Source organism: Sphingorhabdus sp., assembly GCF_044239005.1.
Lineage (GTDB): Bacteria > Pseudomonadota > Alphaproteobacteria > Sphingomonadales > Sphingomonadaceae > Sphingorhabdus_B.
Window position 1 is genome coordinate 1 of sequence record NZ_JBIICH010000011.1, and the last position, 13,735, is coordinate 13,735.

Below are 13,735 nucleotides of genomic sequence, written 5' to 3' on the forward strand. Positions count from 1 at the left end.
GGCGAAAAGTGCCGTGAAACCGCCAATTATCGGATAGCTAATGCTACGCGGTCGCAGGTCCGGCGCTGATAATATTTCGGGCAAAGGTCAGGCACTGGCCGCATTTCGGTTTGCGACCAAGGCGCGCGTACACATCGTTCGGACGCTCAGAACCGCAACGCACCGCAGCGCGCAGGTCTTTTTCCCGGATGGCATTACACACGCAAACGACCATGAAACATCTCCTAAGAGGCGTTCATAGTGTTAATGCGAATTGATTGCAATAGCATTAACGACGCATCGGCTGCATCTGCCCGCGGGCGAGGCTGCGCCACAACCACTCCAACGGGCCATAGCGATGTTTTGTCAGCCATGGTTGCGACCATGACAGCATCACCGCCCACATCGTCAGCACATATGCCCACAGACCAAGACGGCTAACTTCGCCGAACAGGCCAAAACCATAGCCGTAGAAAAGGGTCGTCATGATGATGCTGGTACCAAGATAATTGGTAAAGGCCGCGCGTCCGGCGGCGGCGACACGCGACATCAGCGGACTGCCGCCAAAACGTGCAATGAGCAAAATCAGCACCGCCGCATATCCGATGGTCAGCATGAGGCGCGGTATCGCCCCCCAAAAGAAGATAATCGCGAGTGCCGTAACCGCGTCATATTGGCTGACGATCATCCACAGCGCGAGCAGGCCAGTCGCGATCAGACCAGCCGGCACCAACCGCCATGCCCAGCGGCGGTAATCCGCGGGCGACCAAAGACCCAAAATGAACCCGCTTTTGTTCATGGCCATGCCGATCATCATCAGCGGCAGCGTTTCGGCAATCGACATGAACATCATGCCAAACAAAGCCGGCCAATCGGCGAGCTTGTCCGCGACAATCTGTAGATATGGGCCGCGGTGCAGATCGACCTGCGCCGGGATATCAAAGCTGAAATCAGGGCTCGATTTCACGTCATTATATTGCCGCACCAAATCCGCCGACGCGTCGGGCTGGGTCGCCAGATATTGCAGGATTTGCAATCCGCCAAATTGCAGCCCCCAAAAGACAAGGCCGACGCTAAAGATAATCAACGCCCATTTGACCAAACGCACGGGCGCCCAGTCGCGGAACAGAAAAGCGACCATCCCGGCCATGGCGTACAGGAACAATATGTCGCCAAACCAAATGAAGAAATAATGCACGAGGCCGAAGACCGCGAGCCACGCCATGCGCCGATAGTGCACATGCGCCGCGCTTTCGCCTTTGGACGACGCGCGCTCCGTTATCAAAATCAGGCTCGCACCGAACAGCAGCGAGAACAGCCCGCGCATTTTGCCGTCGATGAACACAAAGGAAAACAGCCACGCCATCCGGTCGGCAAAGGTTTCACCGCCATAGGCCGCAGGGGTGATATAGGCCCATTCGGGCATCGCAAAGCCGATGATATTCATCGCCAATATGCCCATCACCGCAAAGCCGCGCATGGCGTCCAGCGTGATGTATCTGCTTTCCGATGTCTGCATGGCATTCCCCTGTGTTATTTGATTAATACAGAAGTCCGCGAAACCCGTCCAGCGCGTTAAGCTTTTGTTATTGACATGAATGTAGGTAGCAAATATCCCTATCGCATAATTAGCTTTGGATTCGCCATGACCGAACTGTATTTCTCGCATCCTGATCGCCCCCCTGCAAAGATTCAGCCGCTGAAAGCGTGGCGTCATTTTCGTAAGCTGATCGCAAATAAAGAAGACACAGAGCAGGTGTTTCACATCATTGCGGCGCTCAGCGGTCGCAAGTTCGGCGAAATGGCGCGGAAGTTTTGGGAAACACCCAAGGGCAAGGCATTGCTCGAAAGCAATGAGCGCCTCATCGACATGCTCGATGACCATGATAGCATCAAAAAGCTGCCAGCCGGCACCGTTGGCCGTGCCTATGTCGAGTTCATGGAGCGCGAAGGTTTGAGCGCGGCGGGTCTTGAGGCCGAATATGCCCAATTCCGGACATCCTATCCCGATTTTGGCGATGTGGTTGAACGTTATGGCGACCGCTTGCGCGATACCCATGACATGCTGCACATCCTAACGGGATATGGCCGTGACGCGCTGGGTGAACAATGCGTGCTTGGTTTTACCTATGCGCAAAACCACAATCTGGGCGTCGGCTTCATTGCCTATGCCGGCGGACTGGAACTGAAATATCGCGTCGCGAAATCTGCGCCGATTATGAAAGCCGTCCACGAAGGCTATCGTATCGGCAAAGCGGCGAAGAACATCGTTCAGGAAGATATCGCCGCTTTGTTACGCGAGCCTTTGGCCGACGCACGTAAGCGTTTGGGCATCGCAGAGCCAGTGACCTACAAAGCCGCGCATGCAGCGATGCGTTCAGGCGGTATTGATCCGTATAATCTGCTGGCACCTGCCGTTTAACAACAGGCGAACGGTTGTGACGGATCGGTGCTTTCGGGCCCAGTCGACGTTATCTGTGTGTTTTAACTCTGCGTCCTCTGCGCCTCTGCGTGAATCCATTTTGCACGCAGAGGCGCAGAGGACGCAGAGATGCGCGATGAAATTGGCCGAATGCACGCCGCCGATTGGCGTTAAGCTTTAGGCTTCCATCCAGTCCTTAAAGAAGCTTTCGTGGGCGGTGCGGAGGTCGGCTATTTCGACCTCGAAACCGGGGCCCTTCACCGACGTTCCGCCAACCGTACCGATCCGCGTCATCGGAATGCCTGCGGCCTGTATTTGGTCCGCAGCGGCGCTGGTCACAACATAGCGCGCCTGATCTTCGCCAAATGCGGTGAAGGCATCGCCAATTTCTTCCAGCGCAATTCCCTTGCCGCTGGCCAACGCCATTTCGGTCAAGGCCACAAGCAAACCACCGTCGGCAACGTCATGCACCGCATTGACCTTGCCGTCTTGAATCAGCTGGCGGACAAATTCGGCGTGCGCGCGTTCTTGGCCAAGGTCGACCGATGGCGCGGCGCCGTCTTCGCGGCCATGCAGTTCACGCAGCCATAATGACTGGCCCAGATGCCCATTATTGTGGCCAATGACGAAAATGCCGTCGCCGTCGGTTTTGAACCCAATCGTCGCCATTTTGCCGACGTCTTCAAGCACACCCACGCCGCCAATGGCTGGCGTCGGCAAAATCGCGCTGCCACCGCCGGTTGCCTTACTTTCGTTGTAGAGCGAGACATTGCCCGACACGATTGGGTAATCGAGCGCGCGGCAGGCGTCGCCCATCCCTTCGAGGCAGCCGACGATTTGCGCCATGATTTCTGGCCGCTGCGGGTTGGCGAAATTGAGGCAGTTGGTAATCGCAAGCGGCGTTGCGCCGACGGCGCTGATGTTGCGATAGGTTTCTGCAACCGCTTGCTTGCCGCCTTCATAGGGGTCGGCATAGCAATAACGCGGGGTGCAATCGGTGCTCATCGCCAGCGCGCGGTTGGTGCCATGGATGCGCACGACGGCTGCATCGCCGCCCGAAAGCTGCGCCGTGTCACCGCCGACCTGGCTATCATATTGCTGCCAAATCCACGCGCGGCTGGCGATATCAGGGCTTGCCATCAGCTTGAGCAAATCGGCGCCTAGGTCTTTGCTGGCGGGAACATCGCCAAGCGGCTGGACATTGGCCCATGCCTTATATTCTTCCTTCGACGCCGCGGGGCGGTCGTACAAAGGCGCGTCTTCGGCCAATGGTCCAAGCGGAATGTCGCAGACGACTTCGCCCTTCCACGTCAGCACCATATGACCGGTGTCGGTCACTTCGCCGATAACCGCGAAATCGAGTTCCCATTTGTCGAAAATGGCCTTCGCAAATTCCTCACGGCCGGGCTTGAGCACCATGAGCATGCGCTCCTGGCTTTCCGACAGCATCATTTCATACGGCGTCATGCCCTCTTCGCGGCATGGCACCTTGTCCATGTCGAGGATGATGCCGGCCTTGCCATTGGTCGCCATTTCGACGCTTGAGCTGGTCAGGCCAGCCGCGCCCATATCCTGAATCGCGACAATCGCGTCCGACGCCATGAGTTCAAGGCATGCCTCAATCAGCAGCTTTTCAGTGAACGGATCGCCGACCTGAACCGTCGGGCGTTTTTCTTCAATGTCTGCGCCAAAATCCGCCGATGCCATGGTCGCGCCATGAATACCGTCGCGGCCTGTTTTGGACCCGACATAGACGATCGGATTGCCAAGGCCGGTTGCGGCCGAATAGAAAATCTTGTCCTGATCCGCGACGCCAACGGTCATGGCGTTGACGAGGATGTTGCCGTCATAAGCCGGGTGGAAATTGGTTTCGCCGCCCACGGTGGGCACGCCAACACAATTGCCATAGCCGCCAATGCCCGCAACCACGCCCTGCACGAGATGCTTCATCTTGGGATGGTCGGGGCGTCCGAAGCGCAGGGCGTTCATATTCGCCACAGGGCGCGCGCCCATTGTGAAGACGTCGCGCAAGATACCGCCAACGCCCGTCGCTGCACCCTGATAGGGTTCGATATATGACGGGTGGTTGTGCGATTCCATTTTGAAGATCGCGGCAAGCTTGCTGCCGTTCGGGCCTTCGCCAATGTCGATTACGCCGGCATTCTCACCGGGGCCGCAAATGACCCACGGTGCCTCGGTCGGCAGTTTCTTCAAATGGATGCGTGACGATTTGTAGGAACAATGTTCCGACCACATCACCGAAAATATGCCGAGTTCGACCATGTTGGGCACACGGCCCATGGCGTGCAAAATGCGCGCATATTCTTCTTCATTGAGACCATGGTCGGCGACGATTTGGGGCGTGATTTCAGACATGAAACGGCCTTAGCGACGCGGCGATTTTTGTGCCACATAAAATAAATGGGCGCTGGTATTGCTACCAGCGCCCACTGCGTCTGATTTTGGAAGTCCTTGGCCACTAGGGCCATTCTTTCCGCTTTCTGACGTCCGGTTCCCCAATCTGACCCGAAAGTCTTTTCAGTTCACCTTGGTACCTTGGGTATCCTATCTGGCGTTGCTTTTCTTGCGATCGGCCGCACATGATATTCGTTGTCTTCGTACCCACCGCCTCTGCCACATTCCCGGTCTTGCGACCGATTGCCTGCTGATTTGGTGATCCTGCATCCACTCTGGTCCGATCTGCTTTCCCGTTTCCGGTTCCACTTTGCGTCTCAGCCTGTCTGCCTGATGATTTGAAGGTCTCATGCTTTTCGAGTCGCACAAAGCAGTAAAAGGCGAGTTATCCACAGGCAGGCCAGTTCGCGGTGGACAATATGGAGAACAACTTTGCGGGTGAAACAGAAACGGCCTCCACGCAGTGCATGGAGGCCGTAATATTGTCCGGGGGCGAGGGAGAGAGGAGGAGGAGAGCCGCCCGGTCAATCTGTATGTCGGCAATTGCTTGCCGTTGAGGCGCAAATAGGGGCGGCGCGTTTATGCTGCAATTGCGAAAAGAATAGGGTGAGTTGCACGTTTTGCAACTCACCCTAATTTCCTTAGAAATGCGTCAAATGCATTCGAATGTACGGATGAAAAAAGCCGTTAAGGCGCAATTCCATTACCGGGAAGCGATGCGTTGACGATGCCGCCGTCGCACGCAATTGTTTCCCCAACGATATAATCGCCCGCACGCGCCGCCAAGAAAATCGCGAGTCCCGCCATGTCTTCGGGTGTTCCGATGCGCGGGAACGGGATATTTTTGCCGACAGCATCGGCATGGTCACGCGCCGCTTTGTTCATGTCCGACTGGAACGCGCCCGGCGCAATGCCCGACACAAGGATGTTGTCCTTGACCAGCTCGGCAGCCAAACGGCGGGTCAGGTGAATGACCGCAGCCTTTGATGCCTGATAGCTGTAGGTTTGCCATGGGTTGATGCGCAGGCCGTCAATCGACGCGATGTTGATGACCTTGCCGGGCCGATCAAATGTCGCGGCCGCTTTCAACTGCGGATGCAAAGCTTGCGTCAGGAAGAACAAGGATTTGACGTTCAGGTCCATCACGCGGTCCCAGCCGGCTTCGGGGAATTGGCCAAAGTCGGCGCCCCATGCCGCACCTGCATTGTTCACCAAAATGTCGACCTTTTCCTCACGCTCGGCAATTTGTGCCGCGAGTGAAAGGCAACCGTCAACGGTCGACAGATCGCACGGCAGGCCAATAACCTGATTGCCAAATTCGGCAACGGTCTCTTCGATTTGGTCAACCTTGCGCGCGCTGATGTACACGCGTGCCGCGCCCGCTTTCAAATAGCCCTCGACAATCATCTTGCCGATTCCGCGCGATCCGCCGGTGACCAGGGCCACGCGGCCATTGAGGTTGAATAAAGTTTGAATGTCCATTTTCGGTGTCCTTTTAATAACCGTTCATCGTCGCCACGCGGTCTGCGTGATAATATGCATCGCCGAAAAATTCATTCAGCCCGCGGTCGCGCTTCATATAAAGGCCGATGTCATATTCATCGGTCATGCCAATGCCGCCATGCATTTGCACGCCTTCGCGTACCGCAAGATTGCATGCAAGGCCTGCTTTCGCCTTGGCGGCGGCAACATATAGCTCCGCCTTGGCATGGCCTTCATCCATCAATGATTGCGCCTTCAGCACAATCGAACGCGCGCCTTCCATTTCACCATAAAGATGCGCGGCGCGGTGTTGCAGCGCTTGGAACTCGCCGATGACGCGGTCGAACTGCTTGCGGGTTTTCAGATAATCGAAGGTCATGTCCATTGCGCCTGTACCCACGCCAACCATTTCGGCGGCTGCACCAACGCGGCCCGCGTCGAGCATCTTGGAAAGCACAGCCCAGCCGCCGTCAACGTCACCAATGACAGCGTCGGCATTCACCTGAACACCGTCGAGCTTCACATGCGCGGCCATTGCGGAATCGACCAAACGTGCCGCCTCCATCGACAGGCCCGCCGCGTCCTTGTCGACGGCGAACAATGTCAGGCCGTCGGTCTCTCCCACCGCGCCAGCGGTCCGTGCGGCGACGATCAGCATGTCCGAAGACGTGCCTTGCACAACAAATTGCTTGTGTCCGGTCAGTTTAAAACCATTGCCACTGCGTTCGGCGACGCAGGCAATTTTTTCGGGCCGGTGCTTTACGCCTTCTTCAATCGCAATGCCGATAACCGTTTCGCCCGCCAAAATGCCGGGGAACCAGCGGTCACGCATCGCTTTGTCAGCCAGCTTCAACGCTTCAACGGCGGCAACCGATGTCGTCAGAAATGGCGAAGGCGAAAGGTTACGGCCAATTTCTTCCAGCACGATTCCAGCCTCAATCTGGCCCATGCCCATGCCACCTTCAGCCTCGGGAATAAGGATGCCGGTGAAGCCCATTTCGGCAAACTGCTTCCACAGGCCGTGGCTAAAACCATCCTTGCAACCCATGTCGCGAAATTTGCGGAAATGGGTGACGGGGGCTTCGCTCGCCATGAAATCACGCGCGCTTTCGCGCAGCATGTTCTGGTCGTCGTTCAATGTCATCGCCATGGTCTTAAGCTCCTGGCATTTCGAGGATGCGTTTGGATACGACGTTCAGCATGACTTCGCTGGTGCCGCCTTCAATCGAGTTCGCTTTGGTCCGCAACCAGTTGCGTGCCTTTGACCCGCCGTTGGAACGTTCGCTTTCCCATTCCAGCGCCTGCGTTCCGCCGATCGACATCACCAGTTCGTTGCGCTTTTTATTCAGCTCGGTCCCGACATATTTCATCAGGTTGGAATACGCAGGATGCGCCTTGCCGGTTTTCCATTCGTCCATGAACCGTTCGCCATGCGCACGGAATGTCAGATTTTCGACATCGAACAATGCCATCTGCGCGCGCAGCACGGGTTCTTCCGTCAATACAGCCTTCATCGCCGCACCGATGGAGGTGACGCCGCCATCGCCGCCCATGCCGGAAATCATCTCGCGCTCATGCCCGAGCAGATATTTCGCAACATCCCATCCGCGGTTCAATTCGCCAACGATCTGGTGCTTGGGCACCACGACATTGTCGAAGAATGTTTCGCAGAACGGCGAGTTACCCGAAATCAACTTGATTGGCTTGGTCGTAACGCCGGGCGTTTCCATGTCGAACAACAGGAAGCTGATGCCCTGATATTTGTTGGTCTTGTCGGTGCGCACGAGGCAGAAAATCCAGTCGGCCTTGTCCGCATAGGACGTCCAGATTTTCTGGCCATTGACGACCCAATGATCGCCCTTGTCTTCGCCAAAGGTCTGCATCGATACAAGGTCACTGCCTGAGCCGGGTTCGGAATAGCCCTGACACCAGCGGATTTCGCCGCGCGCGATCTGGCCCATATAATGCACTTTTTGCTCTTCAGTGCCGAACTTTAACAGTGCGGGGCCAAGCATCCATATGCCAAAGCTGTTCAGCGGCGAACGGCAACCAAGCTTTGCCATTTCCTGACGCAGGACTTTGGTTTCCTGCGGGCTAAGGCCAGCGCCACCATAAGCTTTGGGCCAATCGGGCACGGTGTACCCCTTCGCCACGCAGCGTTCGAGCCACAGCTTTTGCGCGTCGGATTGGAACACAAAATTGCGGCCGCCCCAGCAGACATCTTCGTCACCCTTTGCAGGCGTGCGCATTTCAGCGGGGCAGTTTTCCTCCAGCCAGGCGCGCGCTTCGGCGCGGAAAGTTTCAAGCTCGGACATCATGCTCTCCTAATTTAATTGCGTGATGAATTTTTGGGCGGTCACGCGCAGAAACGCAAGCGCTTATCGGTGAGCGAAGCATGCCGTAACGTCATTTGCATCGCGATTGACAGGCCAAGAAGCAAGCCTAGCATGAAGGCAGGAAACAGGAGAGACACAACGTGCGATTCGACGGAAAAACTACCCTTTCGCGCAGCGTCATTTAACTTTCCATGACCCAAGCAGTCCCACTTCCCCGATCGTTGAAGGTCATGCATGGTCTAGGCTCGGTAGCCTATGGCGTGAAGGACAATGGCTTTTCGGTTTTTCTGCTGATTTTTTATAATCAGGTGCTGGGCATTGACGCGGGGCTTGTCGGCACTGTGATTATGGCGGCGCTGATTTTTGATGCCTTTGCCGACCCGATTATTGGCGAGCTATCCGACCGCACGCAAAGCAAATGGGGCCGCCGCCTGCCATGGTTATACGGCGCGGCAATCCCGCTCGGCATTATCTGGCTGCTGCTGTGGCACCCGCCCGAAATGGGGCAGACCGGAACGATCATCTGGCTGTTCTGCACCGCGGTATTGGCGCGCACATTGGTGGCTATGTGCGAAGTCCCGTCGATTGCTTTGGTGCCGGAACTGACCGGCGATTATGACGAACGCACGCGATTGATGCGGTACCGCTTTCTGTTTGGCTGGGCCGGCGGATTGCTGATGCTGATTTTCGCCTATGGCATTTTCTTTACCGGCGAAAAGGGGGTGAGCGACCCTGCGGGATATGATGCCTATTCCGTCTGGGGGGCGCTGATGATGACGGGCGCCGTGCTGATTTCAGCACTGGGCCAGCACCGCCATGTCGCCAAACAATCCCCCCCTGCCCCGCGCGGCGCGGGCCTTGGCCATGCGCTTGCCGAGGTGAAGGCAACGCTGTCCAACAAAGCCTTCCTCTGGCTGGTGTCGGCCGCGTTGTTCGCCCTTATCAATCAGGGCCTCACCTTTGCGCTCAGCAACTATCAACTCGCATTTCTGTGGCAGCTACAGCAGATGGAGATGCTCTATTACGCGCTTCTCCTGTTCGGCACGGTCATCATCGCATTTTTCATTGTTCCGCCGCTGTCTGCGCGCCTTGGCAAGAAAAACGGCGCTATCCTGCTTGCCCTGCTATCGCTCAGCTTCAACACCGCTTTGTACGCCAGTTGGCTGCTTGATCTTGTGCCCGGTGGGCCATCGGACCCGTCGGTCGCATTCATGTTTTCCTTCCTCATATTTTCCAACAGCACCGCTATCGGCATGATGATGCTGACATCGTCGATGATGGCCGATGTCGTGGAGGCATCGCAGCAAGAAACGGGCAGGCGTTCCGAAGGGCTGTTTTTCGCAGGCTATTTCTTCATGCAGAAATGCGCCGTTGGTATCGGCACCTTTGCCGCTGGCATGATATTGAGCTTTGCCCAGTTCCCGCAAAATGCAGCGCCGGGCAAAGTGGATGTCGCTGTCCTTGATGGGCTGGCGTTATATTATATGGGCGTAGTGGCCGTCCTTGGAATTATTGGCATTCTTATCCTACGGCATTTCCCAATTTCGCGTGAAAGTCATAATGAACGCTTGCGCGCCTTGAACACATCGGCAGAGTCTGCCAGTTAACTATTCAATTAAATATGGAAGAGGAATGAGTCATGAATTTCGATCTCACCGACAAACAAACTTACTGGCGGGACCGCATTCGCGACCATAACGAACGCTTCCTGCGTCCGCGCGTTGCCGATTATTATGCCGAACAGGCCGTGGGCGACCGTTGGAAAGTGCTTCAAGTCGTTGAAGAGGAAAAGGCACGGGCGAAAGCCGCTGGTCTTTGGAACCTGTTCATGCCGCCAACGTCGGGCCGCGTGCATGTCGACGACAGCGTCCATTTCGATGGTCCGGGCCTCACCAACATGGAATATGCCCTGTGCGCCGAAGAAATGGGCCGCATCGGTTTTGCATCCGAAGTGTATAACTGCTCCGCGCCCGACACCGGCAATATGGAAGTGTTCCTGCGCTACGGTACGGCAGAGCAAAAAGAAAAGTGGATGATCCCGCTGATGAACGGCGAAATCCGTTCGGCCTTTTTGATGACCGAGCCAGCCGTTGCATCGTCCGATGCAACCAACATCGAAACATCCATCCGCCGCGAAGGCGACGAATATGTCCTGAATGGCGTTAAGTGGTGGTCATCAGGTGCAGGCGACCCGCGCTGCAAAATCGCGATTGTCATGGGCAAGACCGATTTCGAAGCCAAGCGCCATGCGCAGCAATCGATGGTGTTGATGGAACTCGACTCGCCGGGCGTTAAAATCCTGCGTCACCTTCCTGTGTTCGGATATGACGATGCGCCGCATGGCCATATGGAAATCGAACTCAAGGATGTCCGCATTCCCGCATCCAACATGTTGCTGGGCGAAGGCCGCGGCTTCGAGATCGCGCAAGGGCGCCTTGGACCTGGCCGTATTCACCACTGCATGCGCACCATCGGGACCGCCGAAGAAGCGCTGGAGAAAATGTGCAAGCGGCTTCAGTCGCGCGTTGCTTTCGGCAAGACCGTTGCCGAGCACAGCGTGTGGGAAGAACGCATTGCCCGTGCGCGTATCGACATTGAAATGACACGTCTGCTTTGCCTGAAGGCCGCCGACATGATGGACAAGGTCGGTAACAAGGCAGCGGCTGCGGAAATCGCGATGATCAAGGTGCAGGCACCAAATATGGCGCTCAGCATCATCGACAACGCCATTCAAGCGCATGGCGGCGGCGGCGTGTCCGACGATTTCGGTCTGGCGTCTGCATGGGCGCATCAGCGCACCTTGCGTCTCGCCGATGGTCCGGATGAAGTGCACGCCCGTGCCATCGCCCGTATGGAATTGGGCAAACATGGCGGCCGCGGCAAAGAAGGCATGTCGAGCGGTGACATGGGGGCAACACGGTGAAGGCTGCCGTCCTGATCGAAGCGGGCAAACCGCTTCAGATTGAACAGATCAACATTTCGAACCCCGGGCCGCATGAGGTGCTTATCCGCACTGCGGCCTGCGGGCTTTGCCATAGCGATCTGCATTTCATCGAAGGCGCATATCCCCACCCCCTGCCCGCGATTCCGGGTCATGAGGCGGCGGGTATTGTGGAGGCTGTGGGCAGCGAAGTGCGCACTGTTAAGGTCGGGGACGCCGTTGTCACCTGCCTGAGCGCATTTTGCGGCCATTGCGAATATTGCGTGTCTGGCCGGATGTCCTTGTGCCTTGGCGGCGACACGCGGCGCAAGCCCGGCGAAGCCCCGCGCCTGACACGCCCCGATGGCAGCATCGTCAACCAGATGCTGAACCTGTCGGCTTATGCCGAAATGATGCTGGTGCACGAACATGCGTGCGTTGCGATTAACCCTGAAATGCCGCTTGATAAGGCATCGGTCATTGGCTGTGCCGTCACCACAGGTGCAGGCACGATTTTCAACGCATGCAAAGTAACGCCCGGTGAAACCATTGCCGTTATCGGCTGTGGCGGCGTTGGTCTTGCGACGATTAACGCGGCGAAAATTGCTGGCGCGGGCCGTATCATTGCGGCTGATCCCATGCCTGAAAAGCGTGCACTGGCGATGAAGCTGGGTGCAACCGATGTCATCGACCCAATGGATGCTGATGCAGCCAAGCAAATTCAGGAATTGACCAAGGGCGGCGTCGATCATGCGATTGAAGCTGTCGGCCGCCCCGCGTCGGGTGAGCTTGCCGTCAAATCGCTCAAGCGCGGCGGGACTGCAACGATACTGGGCATGATGCCGCTGCAGCATTCGGTCGGACTGTCGGCAATGGATTTGCTGTCGGGCAAGAAACTGCAAGGTGCGATCATGGGCGGCAACCGCTTCCCTGTTGATATTCCGCGCCTCGTTGATTTCTACATGCGCGGCATGCTGGATCTCGACAGCATCGTTTCGGAAACCATTCCGCTGGAACGTATCAATGAAGGCTTTGACCAAATGAAGCGCGGTGATGCTGCCCGTTCGGTTATCGTATTTGACCAATGACCGCAGCGCCGACACCCATTGATGCACAGACGGCCTTTACCGGCACCGTTGCACCAACCGGAACGGACATATTGGACGAAGCCAAGCTTGCCGAATGGATGACCGCCAATGTCGCGGGTTTTGAAGGCCCCGTGCAGGCGCTGAAATTTGCCGGCGGGCAATCCAACCCGACCTACCGGCTTAACGCGAAAAGCGGGTCATATGTGCTGCGCCGCAAGCCATTGGGTGTTTTGTTGCCCAGCGCGCACGCCGTGGACCGCGAATATAAGGTCATCGCCGGGCTTCATCCCACAGGCTTTCCCGTGGCCAAGCCCTATGGCCTGTGCACCGACGACAGCGTCATCGGCAGCTGGTTCTACATCATGGATATGGTCGAAGGCCGCACCATTTGGGACGGCGCGATGCCGGGGTCGAACCCGGCCGAGCGCACAGCAACCTATGAAGCGATGATCGACACGCTGGCCGCGTTGCACAATGTGGACATCGCCGCCGCCGGACTGTCCGATTTTGGCAAACCCGGCAATTATTTCGGACGTCAGGTGGACCGCTGGACAAAGCAATATCGACTGGCGGAAACCGAGGTCATGCCCGAAATGGAGCGGTTGATCGAATGGCTGCCCAAAACGCTGCCCGAACAAACCCGCACCAGTGTCGTCCATGGTGACTACCGCATCGACAACATGATTTTCGATGCAAAGGATCCACATGTTGTTGCCGTGCTCGACTGGGAACTGTCGACGCTTGGCGATCCGCTGGCGGATTTCACCTATGTCGCGATGGCATGGGTCACACATAATGAAGGGCGCTCCGGCGTCATGGATTTGGATCGCGCGGCACTCGGCATCCCCGAATTAGACGCGATGGTCGAACGTTATTGCGCAGCAACGAACCGTGACGGCGTGCCCGATATGAACTGGTATTTTGCCTATAACTTCTTCCGCTTGGCGGGGATTATTCAGGGCATCAAAAAACGCGTCATCGATGGCACCGCAAGTTCGGCCCATGCACAAGCGATGGCCGAACGTGTGTACCCGCTCGCGCAATCCGCATGGAAATTTGCGGAACAAGCCGGGGCGTAAATTTGGCTTTCATG

General features: G+C 56.8%; 11 protein-coding genes. 5 read left to right on the forward strand and 6 right to left on the reverse strand.

Annotated elements, in window-relative coordinates; translation table 11 throughout:
• Positions 1-43: 43 nt before the first annotated feature.
• Together ACILQA_RS01655 and ACILQA_RS01660 are read right to left on the reverse strand one after the other, a co-directional pair.
• Positions 44-214: a (2Fe-2S)-binding protein gene (locus ACILQA_RS01655; RefSeq protein WP_333569958.1), complete on the reverse strand. Its 171-nt coding sequence runs from the start codon at positions 212-214 to the stop codon at positions 44-46.
• Positions 215-268: 54 nt separating this feature from the next.
• Positions 269-1,498 carry a DUF418 domain-containing protein gene (locus ACILQA_RS01660; protein WP_395628120.1) on the reverse strand — a complete coding sequence of 410 codons (1,230 nt, stop codon included), beginning with the start codon at positions 1,496-1,498 and terminating at the stop codon, positions 269-271.
• 126 nt (positions 1,499-1,624) lie between these two features.
• On the opposite strand from ACILQA_RS01660, the gene ACILQA_RS01665 reads away from it, so the two are divergent.
• A complete protein-coding gene (locus ACILQA_RS01665; RefSeq protein WP_324478648.1) occupies positions 1,625-2,401 on the forward strand; it encodes a Coq4 family protein in 777 nt (258 codons plus the stop codon).
• A 177-nt stretch (positions 2,402-2,578) separates the two neighbouring features.
• On the opposite strand, the gene purL is transcribed toward ACILQA_RS01665, so the two are convergent.
• The 4 genes from purL to ACILQA_RS01685 form a co-directional block, all read right to left on the reverse strand.
• Positions 2,579-4,777, reverse strand: a complete 2,199-nt coding sequence (gene purL, locus ACILQA_RS01670; RefSeq protein ID WP_395628121.1) for a phosphoribosylformylglycinamidine synthase subunit PurL — start codon at positions 4,775-4,777, stop codon at positions 2,579-2,581.
• 726 nt (positions 4,778-5,503) lie between these two features.
• A complete protein-coding gene (locus ACILQA_RS01675; protein ID WP_183939267.1) occupies positions 5,504-6,298 on the reverse strand; it encodes an SDR family NAD(P)-dependent oxidoreductase in 795 nt (264 codons plus the stop codon).
• Positions 6,299-6,311: 13 nt separating this feature from the next.
• Positions 6,312-7,448, reverse strand: a complete 1,137-nt coding sequence (locus ACILQA_RS01680; RefSeq protein WP_395628122.1) for an acyl-CoA dehydrogenase family protein — start codon at positions 7,446-7,448, stop codon at positions 6,312-6,314.
• A 4-nt stretch (positions 7,449-7,452) separates the two neighbouring features.
• Positions 7,453-8,613, reverse strand: a complete 1,161-nt coding sequence (locus ACILQA_RS01685) for an acyl-CoA dehydrogenase family protein (RefSeq protein ID WP_395628144.1) — start codon at positions 8,611-8,613, stop codon at positions 7,453-7,455.
• 212 nt (positions 8,614-8,825) lie between these two features.
• On the opposite strand from ACILQA_RS01685, the gene ACILQA_RS01690 reads away from it, so the two are divergent.
• The 4 genes from ACILQA_RS01690 to ACILQA_RS01705 are packed head-to-tail and all read left to right on the forward strand — an operon-like array spanning position 8,826 to position 13,721.
• Positions 8,826-10,241: an MFS transporter gene (locus ACILQA_RS01690; protein WP_395628123.1), complete on the forward strand. Its 1,416-nt coding sequence runs from the start codon at positions 8,826-8,828 to the stop codon at positions 10,239-10,241.
• Between the two features lie 32 nt (positions 10,242-10,273).
• A complete protein-coding gene (locus ACILQA_RS01695; RefSeq protein WP_395628124.1) occupies positions 10,274-11,557 on the forward strand; it encodes an acyl-CoA dehydrogenase family protein in 1,284 nt (427 codons plus the stop codon).
• Positions 11,554-12,642, forward strand: coding sequence for a Zn-dependent alcohol dehydrogenase (locus tag ACILQA_RS01700; RefSeq protein ID WP_395628125.1), 1,089 nt, complete (start codon positions 11,554-11,556; stop codon positions 12,640-12,642). The genes ACILQA_RS01695 and ACILQA_RS01700 overlap by 4 nt, the downstream gene beginning before the upstream one ends.
• On the forward strand, positions 12,639-13,721 hold the full coding sequence (locus ACILQA_RS01705; RefSeq protein ID WP_395628126.1) for a phosphotransferase family protein: 1,083 nt from the start codon (positions 12,639-12,641) through the stop codon (positions 13,719-13,721). Before ACILQA_RS01700 ends, ACILQA_RS01705 begins: the two co-directional genes overlap by 4 nt.
• Positions 13,722-13,735 lie beyond the last annotated feature (14 nt).

What these genes read in the sequence shown, in the direction of transcription:
- ACILQA_RS01675 (WP_183939267.1), bottom strand. Translation starts at nt 6,298, where the DNA reads ATGGACATTCAAACTTTATTCAACCTCAATGGCCGCGTGGCCCTGGTC.
- ACILQA_RS01695 (WP_395628124.1), top strand. Translation starts at nt 10,274, where the DNA reads ATGAATTTCGATCTCACCGACAAACAAACTTACTGGCGGGACCGCATT.
- ACILQA_RS01665 (WP_324478648.1), top strand. Translation starts at nt 1,625, where the DNA reads ATGACCGAACTGTATTTCTCGCATCCTGATCGCCCCCCTGCAAAGATT.
- ACILQA_RS01660 (WP_395628120.1), bottom strand. Translation starts at nt 1,498, where the DNA reads ATGCAGACATCGGAAAGCAGATACATCACGCTGGACGCCATGCGCGGC.
- ACILQA_RS01680 (WP_395628122.1), bottom strand. Translation starts at nt 7,448, where the DNA reads ATGGCGATGACATTGAACGACGACCAGAACATGCTGCGCGAAAGCGCG.
- ACILQA_RS01685 (WP_395628144.1), bottom strand. Translation starts at nt 8,613, where the DNA reads ATGTCCGAGCTTGAAACTTTCCGCGCCGAAGCGCGCGCCTGGCTGGAG.
- ACILQA_RS01655 (WP_333569958.1), bottom strand. Translation starts at nt 214, where the DNA reads ATGGTCGTTTGCGTGTGTAATGCCATCCGGGAAAAAGACCTGCGCGCT.
- ACILQA_RS01705 (WP_395628126.1), top strand. Translation starts at nt 12,639, where the DNA reads ATGACCGCAGCGCCGACACCCATTGATGCACAGACGGCCTTTACCGGC.
- ACILQA_RS01690 (WP_395628123.1), top strand. Translation starts at nt 8,826, where the DNA reads ATGACCCAAGCAGTCCCACTTCCCCGATCGTTGAAGGTCATGCATGGT.
- purL (WP_395628121.1), bottom strand. Translation starts at nt 4,777, where the DNA reads ATGTCTGAAATCACGCCCCAAATCGTCGCCGACCATGGTCTCAATGAA.